16 protein-coding genes are annotated in these 15,983 nt (G+C 56.5%); 7 read left to right on the top strand and 9 right to left on the bottom strand.

Going from position 1 to position 15,983, the window contains the following annotated elements:
• The first annotated feature begins 1 nt into the window (after position 1).
• Positions 2-991, top strand: coding sequence for a 23S rRNA (adenine(1618)-N(6))-methyltransferase RlmF (gene rlmF, locus I2I01_RS09210; RefSeq protein ID WP_196286151.1), 990 nt, complete (start codon positions 2-4; stop codon positions 989-991).
• A gap of 127 nt (positions 992-1,118) precedes the next feature.
• Positions 1,119-1,604: a cold-shock protein gene (locus I2I01_RS09205; protein ID WP_196286150.1), complete on the top strand. Its 486-nt coding sequence runs from the start codon at positions 1,119-1,121 to the stop codon at positions 1,602-1,604.
• 173 nt (positions 1,605-1,777) lie between these two features.
• Here the strand turns inward: I2I01_RS09205 and I2I01_RS09200 are convergent, their stop codons facing one another.
• From I2I01_RS09200 to I2I01_RS09175, 6 genes are all read right to left on the bottom strand, one after another.
• A complete protein-coding gene (locus tag I2I01_RS09200; protein WP_196286149.1) occupies positions 1,778-2,032 on the bottom strand; it encodes a hypothetical protein in 255 nt (84 codons plus the stop codon).
• A 47-nt stretch (positions 2,033-2,079) separates the two neighbouring features.
• Positions 2,080-2,430 carry a hypothetical protein gene (locus I2I01_RS09195; RefSeq protein ID WP_196286148.1) on the bottom strand — a complete coding sequence of 117 codons (351 nt, stop codon included), beginning with the start codon at positions 2,428-2,430 and terminating at the stop codon, positions 2,080-2,082.
• A 173-nt stretch (positions 2,431-2,603) separates the two neighbouring features.
• Complete coding sequence (locus I2I01_RS09190) at positions 2,604-3,812, bottom strand: tetratricopeptide repeat protein (RefSeq protein ID WP_196286147.1); 1,209 nt, start codon at positions 3,810-3,812, stop codon at positions 2,604-2,606.
• Between the two features lie 197 nt (positions 3,813-4,009).
• Positions 4,010-5,143 carry a putative sensor domain DACNV-containing protein gene (locus tag I2I01_RS09185; protein WP_196286146.1) on the bottom strand — a complete coding sequence of 378 codons (1,134 nt, stop codon included), beginning with the start codon at positions 5,141-5,143 and terminating at the stop codon, positions 4,010-4,012.
• 199 nt (positions 5,144-5,342) lie between these two features.
• Positions 5,343-5,930 (bottom strand): YdeI/OmpD-associated family protein, encoded by a 588-nt coding sequence (locus I2I01_RS09180; protein ID WP_196286145.1) that lies wholly within the window; start codon positions 5,928-5,930, stop codon positions 5,343-5,345.
• A 108-nt stretch (positions 5,931-6,038) separates the two neighbouring features.
• On the bottom strand, positions 6,039-6,446 hold the full coding sequence (locus tag I2I01_RS09175; RefSeq protein WP_196286144.1) for a hypothetical protein: 408 nt from the start codon (positions 6,444-6,446) through the stop codon (positions 6,039-6,041).
• Positions 6,447-6,692: 246 nt separating this feature from the next.
• On the opposite strand from I2I01_RS09175, the gene I2I01_RS09170 reads away from it, so the two are divergent.
• From I2I01_RS09170 to I2I01_RS09160, 3 genes are all read left to right on the top strand, one after another.
• Positions 6,693-8,744, top strand: coding sequence for an ATP-dependent nuclease (locus tag I2I01_RS09170; protein ID WP_196286143.1), 2,052 nt, complete (start codon positions 6,693-6,695; stop codon positions 8,742-8,744).
• Positions 8,735-10,426, top strand: coding sequence for a UvrD-helicase domain-containing protein (locus tag I2I01_RS09165; RefSeq protein WP_196286142.1), 1,692 nt, complete (start codon positions 8,735-8,737; stop codon positions 10,424-10,426). Before I2I01_RS09170 ends, I2I01_RS09165 begins: the two co-directional genes overlap by 10 nt.
• A gap of 399 nt (positions 10,427-10,825) precedes the next feature.
• A complete protein-coding gene (locus tag I2I01_RS09160; protein ID WP_196286141.1) occupies positions 10,826-11,677 on the top strand; it encodes a DUF922 domain-containing protein in 852 nt (283 codons plus the stop codon).
• Between the two features lie 100 nt (positions 11,678-11,777).
• Here the strand turns inward: I2I01_RS09160 and I2I01_RS09155 are convergent, their stop codons facing one another.
• On the bottom strand, positions 11,778-12,101 hold the full coding sequence (locus I2I01_RS09155) for a winged helix-turn-helix transcriptional regulator (protein ID WP_196286140.1): 324 nt from the start codon (positions 12,099-12,101) through the stop codon (positions 11,778-11,780).
• Positions 12,102-12,305: 204 nt separating this feature from the next.
• Between I2I01_RS09155 and I2I01_RS09150 the strand changes: the two genes are divergently transcribed.
• Complete coding sequence (locus tag I2I01_RS09150) at positions 12,306-12,812, top strand: cupin domain-containing protein (RefSeq protein WP_196286139.1); 507 nt, start codon at positions 12,306-12,308, stop codon at positions 12,810-12,812.
• A 209-nt stretch (positions 12,813-13,021) separates the two neighbouring features.
• Positions 13,022-13,954 (top strand): NAD(P)-dependent alcohol dehydrogenase, encoded by a 933-nt coding sequence (locus I2I01_RS09145; RefSeq protein ID WP_196286138.1) that lies wholly within the window; start codon positions 13,022-13,024, stop codon positions 13,952-13,954.
• Positions 13,955-14,127: 173 nt separating this feature from the next.
• On the opposite strand, the gene I2I01_RS09140 is transcribed toward I2I01_RS09145, so the two are convergent.
• Positions 14,128-14,871, bottom strand: a complete 744-nt coding sequence (locus tag I2I01_RS09140) for an SDR family oxidoreductase (RefSeq protein ID WP_196286137.1) — start codon at positions 14,869-14,871, stop codon at positions 14,128-14,130.
• Between the two features lie 76 nt (positions 14,872-14,947).
• Entirely contained in the window at positions 14,948-15,838 is an 891-nt protein-coding gene (locus I2I01_RS09135; protein WP_196286136.1) for an AraC family transcriptional regulator, read from the bottom strand.
• Between the last annotated feature and the right edge of the window lie 145 nt (positions 15,839-15,983).

The following is a 15,983-nucleotide window of genomic DNA, read 5'->3' as shown; positions in this document are numbered from 1 at the left end:
TATGAAGCCTCCCCACCCCGCCGCCCCCACTACCCCCGCTCCCGAAAAAGAGCAGCTGCACCCGCGCAACCCCCACCGCGCGCCCTACGATTTTCCGCAGCTCAGCCAGGCCAATCCAGCCCTGAAGGCTTTTGTGCAGCCCAACAAGTTCGGCAACCTGTCGATTGACTTTGCCAACCCGGCCGCCGTGAAGGCGCTGAACCAGGCCTTGCTGAAACAGTTCTACGGCATCGAGCACTGGGATATTCCGCGCGGCTACCTGTGTCCGCCCATCCCCGGCCGGGCCGACTACGTGCACTACCTGGCCGACTTGCTGGCCGAAAGCAACGGCGGCACGCTGCCGCGCGGCGAAGACATCACCGTGCTCGACGTAGGCGTGGGTGCCAACTGCATCTACCCCATCATCGGCCGGCGCGAATACGGCTGGCACTTCGTGGGCTCCGACGTGGACGGCGTGGCCCTGCGCGCCGCCCAGCAGATTGAGGCCGCCAACCCCGCCCTGGCCGGCGCCATCGAGGCCCGGCTGCAGCCCACGCGCAGCCGCATTTTCGACGGGCTCATTCAGGCCGGCGAGGTGTTCGATATGACCATGTGCAACCCGCCTTTCCACGCCTCGGCGGCCGAGGCGGCGGCGGGCAGCCAGCGCAAAGTGGCCGGCCTTGGCACGAGCCCGGGCACCGGGCACGGCCGGCGGCCGGCGCTCAACTTCGGTGGGCAGCACCACGAGCTGTGGTGCGCGGGCGGCGAGGCCGGCTTCATCCGGCGCATGGTGCAGGAAAGCGGCCGGCGGCCCACTTCCGCCTACTGGTACACGTCGCTGGTGTCGAAAAAAGAAACCCTGCCTGGCGTGTACCGCGCCCTGCAAACGGCTGGCGCCACCGAAGTGCGCACTGTAGAAATGGCCCAGGGACAGAAAAAAAGCCGTTTTGTGGCCTGGACATTCCTCAAGCCCGCGCAACGCGATGCCTGGCGCAAAGCGCGCTGGCAGTAGCCGGTAGCAGTGGCCGCGCGTTGCCCTGCAGATATTGCGTATCTTCGTCGTAATCCACTCCGCTGTTTTGCCGCCTTGCCCACCATGAGCCGAAACAGCCCCACGAATCAGCCACAAAACGAATACTATGGGTAGGTCTCAAGAGACATTTGGTAAGAAAGACAACGAGAAAAAGCGCGCCAAGAAGAAAACCGAGAAGGAAGAGCGCAAAGCCGAGCGCCAGGCCAACGCCAAATCCGGCGCGGCCCTGGAAGAAATGTTTGCATACGTGGACGAGGACGGCAACATCACCACCACCCCGCCCGACCCCACCAAGAAGCGCGTCATCAAGGACGAGGACATTCAAATCAGCGTGCGCAAGCAGGAAGACCGGGAGCCCGAAGACACCACCCGCACCGGCACCGTCACCTTCTTCAACACCTCGAAGGGCTACGGTTTCATCAAGGACAGCCAAAGCCAGGAAAGCATTTTCGTGCACGCCAACGCCCTGGGCGGCCTCACCATCGGCGAGGGCGACAAGGTGACCTTCGAAACCGAAATGGGCATGAAGGGCCCCAACGCCGTGCGCGTGAAAAAGGGCGGCGCCACGCCGCCCCCGGCGGTAGAAGAATAAATATTGCTTAAGCAAAAAGAAAGGCGGCTACTCGATGAGTAGCCGCCTTTTTGGGTTATTGTCCGTCATGCAGAGCGCAACGAAGCATCTCGCGTGCAGCAGTAATTCAATGCCTTTGATTAGTTAAAGCACGCGAGATGCGCCGCTCTGCATGACGGCCTTCTGTTACTGTCTTAAGCGTTGGCATCCATTGCCGCCAGGTTTTGCTCGGCGGCGTTGGCGTCGGTCGTAGCATCGGCTTCGGAAGCAGAAGAGGCGGCGTTGCGGCGCTTGGCAATCAGGCCCAGGCCGATGGCGGCCAATGCGGCACCCGCCAGCACTTTCTGCCCGGTGCTGAGCTTGCGCTTGCCCAGTTTTTTGAGCGACTTGCCGGCCCCGCCGAGCAGCGTGGCTTTCTTATCGGCTTTCTTTTTCTTGGTCTTTTTCATGGCGATGGGTTAAACAGAAATGAGAATAAGCGGGAGCCGCCCGGTGTTTAATCTTCCGATTCGGCCTCGGCGGCGAATTTGGGCTTGGATGCTTTGCGGCTTTTGTGGCGGGCAGGCGCGGCGTCAGCTTCCTGGGCCGAGTGGCTGGGCAGCAGGTGCGCCGGGCCGGAGGCATCGTCCTCAGCCTCGGCGGCCGAAGCAGCGTCGGTTTCCTGAGCGGCCAGGTAAGCCAGGCCGGCAGCTACCAGCGCAATGCCACCCACCAGCTTCTGGCCGGTGCTCAGCTTGCCGATTTCCTTGGTCACCTTGCGAAACTTCTTGATGGATAAGGCGGCAACGTCCAGAATGTCTTCTGATACGTCGTCTTTCTTGTGCTTCTTCTTTTTGTCTTTGGCCATGAGAAGGTTGGGTAAAACAACGGTTTCCAGAAAGAATTGAAGCGGGAAGGCCATAGCAGGCTTGCGGGGCAATACCGGGGCAATGGCGCGGCCGGCGAAATAGGGTATTCGCAAGCCGCGGCAGAATGTTGCCTTTTTTGCCGAACCGCCGGCAACGGCCGTGCTAAGCGCGCCTAAGGCTTGCTCTCAGCCAGTCCCTTATCAATTATCTGAAACAGCGGATTGTCGGGCTTAGCCACCTTTTTCAGCTCGCGCTGGGCCGCCAAAAAATGCGGACGCGCCTCCTTGGGTCGCTGCAGCTGCATGTTGAGAATGGCCACATAAAAATGCAGCAGCCCCTGCGCGCCGGGCTGGGCGGGCGCCGTGGGCAAGCGGCTGCTGAAAAAAGCTTCCGCCTCGGCCCACTGCCCCTGCGCCTGGTAAATGTCCATGATGTCGCTGAACATCTGGTCGTCGGCCGGATTGAGCTGGTAGAGGCGAGTGGCCCAGGTGGTGGCATCGGGCGCGTGGGTGGTCACGGCCAGCTCCAGCAGGTTGCGCAGGGTGGCGTAGTTGGCCGGCTGCAGGTCGAGGCTTTGCAGCAGGGCTTTTTTGGCTTCGGCGGGCTGCTGCAAGCGCTGGTAGAGGGTGCCGAGCATGCGGGCGGCGTCGGCCTTCATCTCGGGGTCGGTGTAGAGCCGCAGGGATGTTTGCGCGAAGGGCACGGCCCGGGCCGGCTCCTTGAGCTGCAGCAGGGCATACGCCAGGTTGTAGGGCGCATCGGGGTACTGCGGGTTTAGGGCAATGGATTTTTCAAACGGCGCCACGCTGGGCTGGGCGCGGCCCTGTGCTAGGTGCGCGTAGCCCACGCCGTAGTAAGTCATGTAGTCGCCGAGCTGGTGGGTGTGGGCCCGGCCGTAGTGTTCTATCACGAGGTCGAGCAGCTGGGCTTCGGTTTTGTCCTGCTCGCCGCAGTGGCACAGCACCGCCCGGTAGTAATAGTCGCCGAGGCCCTGGCTGAGGCTGTAATCCTGCGGAAAACGCTTCTGCAGCTGGGCCAGCGTGGCTGGAATATCAAGCAAGTGCATGCTGTACTTGCCTTGCTGGCCGCGCAGCCGCTCCACGGTTTCGCCGGGGGCCAGGTCCTTCAGCCCAAAAGCTTTAAAATTGATGGCTATGAGGTAGTACCGCAGCAGCAGCTTTTCCTTTTCCAGCACCACGGCGGGCTGCTGGTTTTGCGGGTCGGCTTGGTCGAGAATTTTACAAGCCGACTCGTATTTCTTTTCGGCCTCCAGCTTGGCTGCTTGCGCCAGGGCCGGGGCAGCTGCCCCCTGGGCCACGCCCAGCTGCGGCAGAAGTAGTAACACCAGCAGCAAGCGCGTCAAGCGGGTAAAGAGGGACATAGATTTTGGTGGTTAGGAAAGATGCGGAGACTGTTTAAGCCACGAAAGACGGTCATGCTGAGCGAAGTCGAAGCATCTCTACCGCGCAACGTAATCATTTACTACTGCGGGAGAGATGCTTCGGCTGCGCTCAGCAGGACCGCCCTTAGTTGGGAGGTCATTTGCTGCTACCATGCGCCCGGCCCGCACCCACCGCCTCAGAGCAACAGCACGTCGATGCGGTGGGCGTGCACCTGCTGCAAGTTTTCCGACCAGGCAAATACCGTGAAAAAGCCGTCCATGCTGGCCACCAGGGCAATGGCGTCGCGCTGGTCGTGCACAAACTGGGCGGCGGCCAGGTGGCGGGTGCCGCCGTTCTGGGCCGGGTGCAGCTGCCGGGGCTCGCTGCCCACCACGGGCTCGGTGAGCGTCATCATCTCCACGGGCGTGCTGCTGGCGGCCCGCGTCACCTTCGCCCCGAAGGCCAGCAGGTGGTAGTCTTGGGTGATGACGGTGGCCCCGTCGACGGCCGTGAAGCCGCCCACCACACCAATGCTGCGGTGCAGCTGGTTTTGGCGGCCGCGGCGCGACTGCCCCGGCCGGCGCCGCAGCGTGATGCCCTTGTAGGCCGGTGCCACGGGGTAGCTCAGCGGGTGCACCACCGATTCCTGCCACCGGTCGGAGCCGGCGGGCACCACCAGCACCAGGCCGCCGCGGCCGTGGGCGCGCATGGCGGCGGCCAGCTCCAGCAGCACGTTGTCGGTTTCGCCCGAGCCGGCCGAGGGCAGGCTGCGGCCGGGCAGGAAGGCGCGCAGGGCCGGGCAGTCGCTCAGGCCGCCGTGGTCTTCGTCCACCAGCTGCAGGTGGTCGCCGCGCAGCACGGCCACGTTCACGTACTTGCCGAAGCCGCCCACGCGGCGGTGCTTCACCACCAGCAGGCCGGGCTCCACCACCTCCAGCACAAAGCCCAGCGACGGAATGGCGTTGGCCGTGCCCCAGAGGTAGAGGCCGTCGGCGTCGTGCCACACCCCCAGGTGAATACCGGGCTGCTCCACGGCTGGGGCCAGTTTGAGCAGGTTGTAGGGCGTGAGGCGACGCTTGTGGCCGAACAGCAGCGGCCGGCGCACTTGCTCAGGCGGCAGCAAAGCCAACGAAATGCGCGGCGGGTGCCCCTCCTCGCGGCGCAGGCTGGCCCAAAAGGCCACATCTAGCACGGCCTCCACCCACTGCGCCTCGGGCGGAGCAGCCAGCCGGTCGGTGTCTTCCAGGCTGGCGGCGCGGTGCCGGGCAAAGTGGGCTTCAATCATGGGCGCAGCCATGCGAGCCGTGAGGTAGGTGGGTTCGGAAAGCATGAGGGGTGGGAGCAGCAAGGGAGGCGGGGCGGCGAGAAACGAATAAGAATTCAAAGGAACGTCATGCCGAGCGCAGCCGAGGCATCCCGCGTGCAGCAGTAAACCAATCGCCTCACGGTTTTGATTACTCTCGCACGCGAGATGCCTCCGCTGCGCTCGGCATGACGCGTTTTGGCTATCTGCTTATTCTATATCCACCCTACTCCCGGTCGTAATTCGCTCGTTTGCCCAGCGCGGCCATGCGCACGGTTTCGGCCACACGGCGGGCGCGGGTCTCGGGCTGCTTGGCGCCCAGCACCCAGGTCAGAATCTGCTTGCGGGCCGAGGGCGCGAAGGCAGCAAAATGCCGGCCCGCGGCCTTATCGGCAGCCAGGGCGTCGGCCAAATCCTCGGGCACGGCGCCGGCTTCGGCGGCATCGAGGCTTTCCCAGGCGCCGTTTTGCTTGGCGCGGGCAATGGCGGCCAGGCCGGCGGGCATGAGCTGGCCGGCGGCTTCGAGGCGCTCCAGCCGCTCCTTGTTCACCTTGCTCCAGCCGCTGCGGGGCTTGCGCGGCGTGAACAGCAGCTGCGTGCGCTCGGCGTCGAGCTTGCGGGGGTGCGAGTCTATCCAGCCGAAGCAGAGGGCTTCCTCCACGGCTTCGGCGTAGCTCAGGCTGGGCAGGCCGCTGGCTTTCTTGCCGTACACCAGCCACACGCCGGGGGCACTGGCGTGGTGCTCGGCCAGCCACTGCCGCCACGCTGCGCGGCTGGCGGGTTGGGTTTGGGCGAAGGCGTCGGTGCGGGACATGAGGAGTCACTAGTCTTTTGGAATGGCGCAGAGAGGCAATATCAAGCGTTTTTGCAATAATTTGCTATTGACAGACCTGAGTAGCATCGAACCCAAGCAATGTACTACTTAGCAGCCACCGCCCGGTATCTCGCCACGGGGAAGCTCAGCCCACCAGCGGCAGGGTCCGCACGGCGTCATCGACGCGGATGCGGGCCTGCCCCCGTCCAGCCGCACCGTGTCGTTGATGCTACTGAAGCGCGAGGTCTGGCCCTTCACGGCCAGGCGCAGCGGCTCGCCGGCGGGCGTGACGGCTAGTTGGGCCCGCAGCGCCACCGGCGAGACCCGGTCCACGAACTTGAAATCGACGTCGTAGGTGTGGGCCTGCGCGGTGCGCGTGAGGCGGTAGGTTTCCTTCCCGATGCGCTGCGCAAACTTGTGGAGCAGGAAGGTGGGGCTATCGGCCGGAGCCTGTTGGGCGTGGCTGGCGGCGGGCAGCAGGGCCAGCGCGGCGGCAAGGAGTCGTTTTTGCAGCATGGAAAGGATAGTTCTTCCCAAATATGCGAAGTGGCGGAGGGTTTGTCGCTTGGAAGCCGTACGCGACAAAGTAGTTGTGGCTATTAGAATTGCCTGTTGCTCCCGGCCTGACGTTATGGCGTGCTTCCCCTATTTACCTCTCAATACCAGAGCATGCGATACTTAAAGATATTTTAGCTACGTGGCCTATTAGTTTACAATGCAATTCCAACCTATATTGCGGAAACAATTCTTTTCTCATTAAAAATGTACATCTCAAAAATAGACATCAAAGGCTTCCGCATTTTTAAAAATACAGAAGTGATTTTAAACGATGGAATAAATGTAATCATAGGACATAATAATGCAGGTAAGACTAATTTAATTAAAGCTCTTTTATTAGTAATAGATTATCAAGAAAGCAAACGCCTTGAGATAGACGATTTCAACAAAAATGCTCTACTTTCCGACCTACAACTTTCTCCTCCCGAGATTACGATACAACTGACAATATCCCAAAGCAAGAACGAAAACTTGAATTCAGATGATTTGGTAACGGTATCAAATTGGCTTACGAAATTAAAGGCGCCTTATGAAGCTGTACTCACGTACAAATTCTTTCTACCAGAAAGAGAAAAAGCACGGTACCTTAAAGATGTGGCAGCAGCTACCGACTCAAACCAGGTTTGGCATATTGTAGAGCATGAATTCATTCGACTCTATACCTATAAGATATTTTGCGGAGACATCAAATTACAGACCACTGCAGATAGCGAATCATTACAAAAATTTGATTTTCAGTTCTTAGATGCTATTCGCGATGTACAACGCGATATGTTCACAGGTAAGAATGCATTACTGAAAGAAGTACTCGATTTTTTCATGGATTATGAAATAAAAAGCGACACTACAAAAGTTGATGCAGACAAGACTTCTGAAATAAAGCAAAAAAAGTCCGATTTCTCAAACAAAGCCAATGATTTATTAAAAGACCTACAGTTGAGAATGAAAAATGGCAAAGACCAAATCTTATCCTACACAGACAACACTGGTGCATCCTTCAATAAGTCAAACCCAAACTTTGAAGGCAGCATATCAGATGTGGAAATGTTTTCCGCATTAAAATTAATTGTAGAATATGAGACCGGCATAAAGATACCTGCCACACACAATGGGCTTGGGTACAACAACCTAATTTACATATCACTATTGCTGGCGAAAATGCAAGTAAATTCAGATGGAAAATATTTAGGTAGTAATGCTAAGGTTTTCTCTATTTTAGCTATCGAGGAACCCGAAGCGCATTTGCATCCAGCAATGCAGTATAAATTCTTAAATTTTTTAAAAGAAAATATTCAGACAAGTAAGAAAGTAAGACAAATATTCATTACATCACATTCTACGCACATAACCTCAACAGTTTCACTCGATGAGCTGATATGCATTCACAATGAAAATGGAGACGCCAAAGTGGGTTATCCAGGAAAAGTATTTACTGATGATGCCGAAGGAAAAAAATCCAAAGAGTATGTTCAAAGGTTCCTTGATGCAACTAAGTCTGATATGCTATTTGCTCAAAAAGTAATTTTAGTCGAGGGGCTAGCAGAGCAGCTAACGATATCAACCTTTGCTGCATATATTCAAAAGTCTTTAGAAGATAGACATATTGTCGTCATAAATATCGGAGGCCGATATTTTGAACATTTTTTAAAAATATTTGACACATTGTTTACATATACAATACCTAAAAAAATTGCGTGTATCACGGACAGAGACCCTGAAAGGAAAGCAAAGGCAAACCAGATTTTTACAATGTGCTACCCTTTTGAGTTTAATGAAGATGTTACCACATATGACTACAAGGATAATGCGTCAGATAGCATCATAAAATATCAGAATCATCCTAACATCAGGTTTTTTAGTCAAGATTCTAGAGAAGGCAAAACTCTTGAATATGACTTGATGCTAAAGAACCCCACGCTAGATTTAATAATTACTAGCACAACAAAGAATAAAAGTGAACTCAAAACCCTGATGACCCATTACCAAAACAACAGCCCATTAACAGATTTCATCTCTTGCTTGAGAGCGAGCAATGAGAATGACAGATTAGTTAAAAGCATCAATGCCAACACCTCTTGGAATGATAACGAAAAGAAAAAAGCGATAATAGCGTCTAGATACTTAAACTCTGTCGGAAAAGGCGAAAATGCCTTAGAGCTCTCTTACTTATTGAAAGAAAATCTTAAATCAGGTAATTCTGTTGGCTTTGAGGTCCCCATATACATTCAAGAAGCAATCAATTGGATATGCCAGTAAAGACTATAATCTCGGATGATTTAATTGATATTGAGCAACATTTTAGAGTTGCTGCAGGCCCCGGTGCAGGTAAAACCCACTGGCTGGTCAATCACATTAAGAATGTACTTCATAATTCCACGAGGCTACAAAAAACAAGAGCTGTAGCTTGCATCACTTATACAAACGTCGCAGCCGAAACTATTATTCAGCGCTTACAGCTAGCTTCATCGCGAGTGGAGGTTAGCACTATTCATGCCTTCTTGTATAAACATATTGTCAAACCCTACTTAAGCTTTATTGATACCAAGCACGGCCTAAATATCGAGAAAGTAGAAGGGCATGACGACACCATCTTATCCAACTATTCTCTACTCAAGGATTGGAAAACAAATACGAACCAACGTAGAATTACAGATGACACCGCAGTTGTAGAGGCAATAAAAGCTGCTCGCTGGAGATTTAATACTAATGGCGAATTAGAAGTAAGACCTGACAGACCCTATAAAGCCAATAATTACTCGATAAGAACTATTTCATATTTAGAATACAAGAAATTAGCTTGGCAAAAAGGAATATTACATCACGATGATGTACTATTTTTCAGTTATGAGCTTATAAAGAATAACCCGTTTATTATTAGTGTAATAAGAGCGAAGTTCCCTTATTTCTTTATTGACGAATTTCAAGATACCAATCCAATCCAAACTTATATTATCGAACAAATTGGACAATCAGAAACTATTATTGGCGTAATTGGCGACAAAGCTCAATCTATATATGGTTTCCAAGGAGCGAAGCCTGACAATTTCGATTCAGTTCAGTTACAAAACCTAAATACATTACAGATTCAAGCAAATAGACGCAGTACAATTGCAATTATCAATTTATTAAATTCGATACGCAACGATATAACACAAACCCCTGTAAGAAACGATATTGGTGACAAACCCATAGTTATAGTTAATAATCCTGTTTCTGCCTTAGCAATTGCCCAAGCAATTATTGGACAGGAAACCATTCATTCCATAACAAGGCTTAATATCACTTCAAACCTTATAAGAAAAAGCCTTAGTGCGGCCAGTACAAACGGGAATCTACTAGAGAAGATTACAGATATTGACAAACCATCACAAAGCAATAACTACAGAAGCAAGGTAATACAAGGGTTTATCAAAGCCACAGAGTGGGCACAAGAAGGGCGCTATAAAGAGGCGCTTGCAGAGTTAGATAAAGTATTTAAACACAAAAGCAAGAATGAAAGAGCAAAAGATAATTTAAAGTACATCATAACTTTATGTGAGAAATACGACAGCTTTAAGACTAAAAAACTTTATGAATATTTCTTAATTATAAGAAATGAACTTAACGTTGATATTTCTGACTTAAGAACTGGCGCCGGTAAGAATTTCTATGAAAATCACACTTATCAAGAGCTTGCATTATGTGTTAGAATTCCTGAAGACAATGGACTACATAGGACCATCCATAAGTCAAAAGGTGCAGAATTTAACAACGTCCTCGTAGCACTCACTGAAGAAAAAGATATAGATTTCTTAATTAAACCTAATTTACAACTTGAAGACCATAGAGTATCTTATGTTGCGATTAGCAGGGCGAAGAATAGATTATTCATTTCTGTACCGACTTTGTCCAGTACAAATAGAGTTGCCTTGGAACAGAAAGGGTTTGTGATACAGTAAACCACAAACCCTTTAATACATTCCGTAAAAAGCGGCTGAGGCTCCCGTAGCTTCAGCCGCTTTCAGTTTCTATCGCTCCGACGTTATGCCGCGCCGGCTGGGTTCGGAGGCGCTGGGGCTTGCCCGCCCCCTGCAAGCCATGCTAGCCACCGCGGTGCCGCCCCAGCGCTCCGACGGAATGCTCCTAAACGGTGGCCCCCATCGGATGCCCATTTATTCGCCGTTTCTACCTGCCCCTCGCCCGTCCGCCGGCGAGACCTCCTGTAGCCGCTTTACCTTTGCTTAGCAGTTCTGGGCCTCGTTGCAGTTGCTGCTTCGCCCTCCACCCGCGTTTCCCTATTGTCTTATTTCACCCGGAAGCCCCAGCTCCCTCCTTCACCTGTGCCTCTACCTTTTTCTATGAAACGTCTTTTCACAACGCTCGGCTTGGGGCTGACGCTGGCGGCTTGCTCGCCGCGCGTCATCACGCAAGCCAGCCAAAGCCCGCACAACATTGTGGCCGCGCCGGGTTTTGTGGTCATTGATGAAACCGACAAGTTCAGCGGCCCTTCCGAAGAGGTGGGCGATATTGAAATCAAAGACACCGGGCTGACGCTTTCCTGCGATTACGAAACGGTGATTGCGCGGGCCACCAAAGAGGCCCAAGCATTGGGTGCCAACGTGCTCAAGGTGTACGAGCACCACCTGCCCGACCACTGGAGCACCTGCCACCGCATCAAGGCCAAAGCGCTGCGGGTGGCCGACCTGGCCCCTTTCGAAAAGGAAATTGTTTGGAATGCCGCGCGCCGGCTCGCCCAGGTCGACTTTAAAGCCAGCACCGAGAGCCGGCCTTTCGAAGCGGCCACGAGCAGCTTCATTCGCTACCATTACGTGGGGCGGCTGTTCCAAGGCAAGGTGCAGTTCAAAGTGGAAACGGTGTTCGACTGCCAGAATTCCTACTTCAAAGGCAAACAGGACCCGGAACGCACCCTGGCCCACGAACAAGGCCACTTCGACATTACCGAGGTTTTCGCGCGCCGCTTCACCAAAGCCGTCAAGGAACAAGTGGCTGACACCAAAGAGCTGGCCCAAAAACAAGAGGCTATCTACCGCCAAATCAGCACAGAAGCCCAGGCCATGCACGACAAGTACGACAGCGAAATCTATGCCGACCGCAGCAAGCAAGCCGGATGGCTCGTCACCATTACACAGGAGCTAAACGGCCTGCAAGCTTACGCCGATAAGGAAATCAGTCTAAAGATTAAGATGTAATTCGCCCAGTAGCGCAAAGCGGAAGCGGCTGAAGCTCATGTAGCTTCAGCCGCTTCCGCTTTGCGCTTCTCGGGGTGATGCCGCTCGGCCGGGACCGGCGCTAGGCAGCCAGGTGCTGCTTGCCGAAGGCCACCAGGCTGTCTACTATCGGCAGGGCCTGTTGGCCGCTGTCGGTCAGCTCGTACTCCACGCGCGGCGGGATTTCGGGGTAGGCGTGCTTGGTGAGCAGGCCGCTGGCCACCAGGTCTTTCAGCTCCTGGATGAGCACCTTCTCGCTGATGTCGGGAAGCAGGCGCTTCAGCTCGCCGTCGCGCTTGCGGCCGTCGCGCAGGTTTTCGAGCAGCAGTACCTTCCACTTGCTGCCAATCAGGTTCATGGCCTTGCGCACGGGGCAATGGGCGGTATCGCGCGGAATGGTGTTCATTTTTTCGGGCTGAGTATCAATGTTTCTTACCTGGAGGTAGGCACCGCACAAATTTGTAAGTACTTGACAAATATACCGGTAGGCCACAACCTTTGCAGCACGCAGTTCGGAGCCGGCGCCCCGGCCGCGCGGTGGGCTTCCGCCCCCGGCCCATTGCCAACCGCGCCAACGGCTGCCCTGTTTCACCCCTTACCTCTTTTTGTGATGCGCCCTACTTCCGTTGAGATTCTGGAGCCCCAGGCCGGGCCGACCGTGTCGCTGGCCGGCAACACCTACCGCACGCTGCTGAGCGGCACGCAAACCGGCGGCGCGTATGCCGTCATCGACATGCTGGTGCCGCCCGGCGGCGGGCCGGCCCCGCACGCCCACGCCGAAGTGCAGGAAAACTTCTTCGTCATCGAGGGCGAGGTGGTGGTGCGCTCCGACACCCAGACCTACACAGCCGGTGTGGGCACGTTCATCAACATTGCCAAGGGCGGGGCCGTCCACAACTTCAAGAACGAGTCGGAGGCGGTGGCGCACCTGCTGTGCATCGTGGCCCCGGCCGGCACCGAGGAGATGTTTGCCGAAGCCGGCCAGCCGGTGGCGCCGGGCACCTTCCTGCCCCCGCCCCGCCTCGAACCAGCCGACATTGCCCGCCTGCAGGGCATTGCCCGCCGCTACGGCCAGGAGGTATTTGCGCCCACCTATTTCGACCAGCCCACCCGGTAAGCCCCAGCGCGGTGGTGGAGGCGACTCGTCTAAGGAGTAGAACTGTCATGCTGAGCGAAGGCGTAGCCGCAGTCGAAGCATCTCTACCGCGCAACGTAATTATTTACTACTGCACGCGAGATGCTTCGACTGCGGCTACGCCTTCGCTCTGCATGACCGTTTTTCTATTCCCAACACGCCCTCATCCCGAACCTGTTTTCTTCTTTGCCATGAAAAAAGTAATGTATAGCCAGTACGGCGGCCCAGAGGTGCTGCAGCTGGTGGAGGTGCCCCAGCCCGTGGCGGGCCCCAAAGAGCTGCTGGTGCGCGTGCGCGCCGTGAGCCTGAACCCGCTGGACTGGAAGCTGCGGGCCGGTGAAATGAAGCTGGTGGCCGGCTCGAAGTTGCCCAAAAGCGTCGGCATCGACTTTGCAGGCACTGTGGCGGGAGTGGGCGCCACCGTGCGCGCCTTCCAGCCCGGCGAGGAGGTATTTGGGCTGGTGGATGTGCTCAAGGGCGGGGCTCTGGCCGAGTACGTGGTGGTGAGCGAGCAGCAGGTGGCGCGCAAGCCGGCCGGGCTGTCGTTTGCGCAGGCGGCGGCTTTGCCGGTGGTGGGGTCGTCGGCGTTGCAGGTGTTTGAGCAGCTTATCAAGCTGCGGCCCGGCGCTGAACTGCTCATCAACGGGGCTAGCGGCGGCATCGGCATGGTAGCTACGCAGCTAGCCAAGCGCCAGGGGGCGCGGGTAACGGCCGTGGTGGGCCCGGCCGGCCTGGCCGCCGCCCGGCAGTGGGGCGCCGACACCGTGCTCAACTACCGGGAGCAGTCGGTGCACAGCCTCGGACGGCGCTTCGATGCCGTGCTCGATTTGTCGGGCCAGCTGCCCTTTGCGCAGGCGCGGCCTCTGCTCACGCCCGCCGGGGTGTACGTGCACTCAGCGCCGGGCGTGCGGGAAATCGTCGGCTCCTTCTGGCACAACCTGTTTTCGAAACAGAAATACCGTGTGCTGCTGCTCAAGCCTAAAGCGGCTTACCTCACCACCCTGGCCAACAGCAACCTAGACGTCGTTATTGGGGCTACGTATCCGTTGGCGGACTTTCAGCGGGCGTATGCTGAGGTGGCGAAGGGCGGGATTGTGGGCAAAGCTGTGTTCACGGTGGACTAGGCTAACCATAAAAGCCGTCATGCCGAGCGCAGCCGAGGCATCTCGCGTGGAGTGGTAATCCAGTCGTCAGGATTTACTACCCCACGCGAGATGCCTCGGCTGCGCTCGGCATGACGACCTAGAAACCTAGGAAGCTTCAGTCGCTTTCGCATTATTGCCCCTAGGGCGCCTTATTACCACGGAATCTCGCCGGTTTCCGGGTTGTATTCCTCGCTGATGAACTTGCTGGTGGGACCGTCGGCGCCAATCAGGGCATATTTCACCACGCGGGCGCCGGCTTCCTGCACGGTGCCGGTGCCGCGGTGGTTGTTAAAATCGGTGGCCACGAAGCCGGGGTCAACGGCATTCACTTTGAAGGGCGTGTCGCGCAACTGGTAGGCCAGGTTGATGGTGTACATGTTCAGCGCCGACTTGGAAGAGTGGTACACGGCCGCTTTGTGGTCGTAGTACTTGTAGCCGTGCACCCGGTCGCTGTGCAGGGTGAGCGAGCCCTGGGCCGAGCTGACGTTCACGATGCGGGGCGCCGGCGACTGCCGCAACAGGTCGATAAAGGCCTGCGTCACGGATATCACCCCGAAGAAATTGGTGTCGAACACCGTCTGAAACTGGCTGATGGGGGACTCAAGGGCCGACTGCGGCATGCCGCCGTTGATGCCAGCGTTGTTGATAAGCACGTCGAGGACGGGCGTCTTTTGGCCGATGGTTTCCCGAGCGGCCTGCACCGAGGCGGGGTCGGCTACGTCGAGCTGCACGGGCTCTACCTGGGTAAGGCCTTCGGCGTGGAGCTGGGCCACGGCGCGTTGGCCATTTTCGAGGTTGCGGCTGCCCAGGTACACGTAGTAGCCTTGCTGCAGGAGCAAGCGGGCGGCTTCAAAACCGATGCTTTTGTTGGCGCCGGTAATCAGTGCTGTCTTCATGATGAAGGGGGTTACTTGATTGAACAACACAAAATTACCGGGCCCTATAAGCGCCGCAGTGGCACATTCTGCGGCATCACGGGTACATTTCGCGGTTGCTGGCGCGGTACTCGGCGGGCGTGAGGCCGGTTTCGCGCTTGAAGAAGCGGCTGAAGTAGGACGCATCGGCAAAGCCCAGGTCGTAGGCAATTTCCTTCACCGACTGCGGCGTGTGGAACAGCAGGCGCCGGGCCTCCAGCACCAGCCGCTCCTGAATGTGGGCAATGGCCGGCTTGCCGCTCTGGGCCTTCACCACCTCGCTCAGGTGCCCGGCCGAGATATGCAGCAGGGCAGCATACGCGCCCACCTCGTGCCGCTCGCGGAAGTGTTCCTCAATCCGGGTCCTATACTTCCGCAGCAGCAGTTGGTCCGCCGAGGGCTCATCGCCCGGAAACTGCTCCGTGTAGAGCCTGCTGAGGTAGGTGAGCAGCACGGTCAGGTGGGCGCTGAGCATGGCCTGCTGCCACTCGCCGGGGCGCTGGTACTCGGCTTCGAGCCGGGCCAGCAGGTCTTCCACAAACGCTACATCGGCCGGGGCCAGCAGCAACTCGTGGCCGTTCTGCGGATTCAGCAGCAGCGGCAGCTGCGCCAGGGCCGCGTTGGGCTGCCGGGCCAGAAACTCGCGGGTGAACGCCAGGCTGACGCCCCACATCGGCTGCAGCTTTTCCTTAAGCTGCAGCTGGCCGGGAGCCGAGAAATACAGCGCGTTTTCTTTCAGCTCATAGGGCGTCATGTCCACCCAGTGCCGGCTGCCGCCGCGCTGCACGTACACCAGATGGTAGTAGTCCTTGCGGTGCGGCTGCAGCATGTTCTGCCGGAAAGCCGGCTGTCTGCCGTCGGCCCGGTTCAGTTGGAAGAAGGCTCCGGCGGCTCCTTGTGACTCCAGGGAGTAAATGGGGATTTGCTGGTCGAGAAGAAGCGTGGGCATAACCCAAAACTACTTTGTTTGTAGGCACCGCGCCCAAAAGAACGGTGCTGGTGTCGAATAGAACGGTCATGCCGAGCGCAGCCGAGGCATCTCGCGTGCAGCAGCAAACCGGTCGATTGATTTACTACCACAGGCGAGATGCCTC

Origin of the sequence: Hymenobacter properus, from assembly GCF_015694735.1 — a bacterium.
GTDB lineage: Bacteria > Bacteroidota > Bacteroidia > Cytophagales > Hymenobacteraceae > Hymenobacter > Hymenobacter properus.
The sequence above is the reverse complement of the archived record's forward strand: the minus strand, read 5'-3'. Positions and strand labels throughout refer to the sequence as shown.

Excerpts from the sequence above, each read along its gene's own strand:
- rlmF (WP_196286151.1), top strand. The coding sequence starts at position 2 with ATGAAGCCTCCCCACCCCGCCGCCCCCACTACCCCCGCTCCCGAAAAA.
- I2I01_RS09205 (WP_196286150.1), top strand. The coding sequence starts at position 1,119 with ATGGGTAGGTCTCAAGAGACATTTGGTAAGAAAGACAACGAGAAAAAG.
- I2I01_RS09200 (WP_196286149.1), bottom strand. The coding sequence starts at position 2,032 with ATGAAAAAGACCAAGAAAAAGAAAGCCGATAAGAAAGCCACGCTGCTC.
- I2I01_RS09195 (WP_196286148.1), bottom strand. The coding sequence starts at position 2,430 with ATGGCCAAAGACAAAAAGAAGAAGCACAAGAAAGACGACGTATCAGAA.
- I2I01_RS09190 (WP_196286147.1), bottom strand. The coding sequence starts at position 3,812 with ATGTCCCTCTTTACCCGCTTGACGCGCTTGCTGCTGGTGTTACTACTT.
- I2I01_RS09185 (WP_196286146.1), bottom strand. The coding sequence starts at position 5,143 with ATGCTTTCCGAACCCACCTACCTCACGGCTCGCATGGCTGCGCCCATG.
- I2I01_RS09180 (WP_196286145.1), bottom strand. The coding sequence starts at position 5,930 with ATGTCCCGCACCGACGCCTTCGCCCAAACCCAACCCGCCAGCCGCGCA.
- I2I01_RS09175 (WP_196286144.1), bottom strand. The coding sequence starts at position 6,446 with ATGCTGCAAAAACGACTCCTTGCCGCCGCGCTGGCCCTGCTGCCCGCC.
- I2I01_RS09170 (WP_196286143.1), top strand. The coding sequence starts at position 6,693 with ATGTACATCTCAAAAATAGACATCAAAGGCTTCCGCATTTTTAAAAAT.
- I2I01_RS09165 (WP_196286142.1), top strand. The coding sequence starts at position 8,735 with ATGCCAGTAAAGACTATAATCTCGGATGATTTAATTGATATTGAGCAA.
- I2I01_RS09160 (WP_196286141.1), top strand. The coding sequence starts at position 10,826 with ATGAAACGTCTTTTCACAACGCTCGGCTTGGGGCTGACGCTGGCGGCT.
- I2I01_RS09155 (WP_196286140.1), bottom strand. The coding sequence starts at position 12,101 with ATGAACACCATTCCGCGCGATACCGCCCATTGCCCCGTGCGCAAGGCC.
- I2I01_RS09150 (WP_196286139.1), top strand. The coding sequence starts at position 12,306 with ATGCGCCCTACTTCCGTTGAGATTCTGGAGCCCCAGGCCGGGCCGACC.
- I2I01_RS09145 (WP_196286138.1), top strand. The coding sequence starts at position 13,022 with ATGAAAAAAGTAATGTATAGCCAGTACGGCGGCCCAGAGGTGCTGCAG.
- I2I01_RS09140 (WP_196286137.1), bottom strand. The coding sequence starts at position 14,871 with ATGAAGACAGCACTGATTACCGGCGCCAACAAAAGCATCGGTTTTGAA.
- I2I01_RS09135 (WP_196286136.1), bottom strand. The coding sequence starts at position 15,838 with ATGCCCACGCTTCTTCTCGACCAGCAAATCCCCATTTACTCCCTGGAG.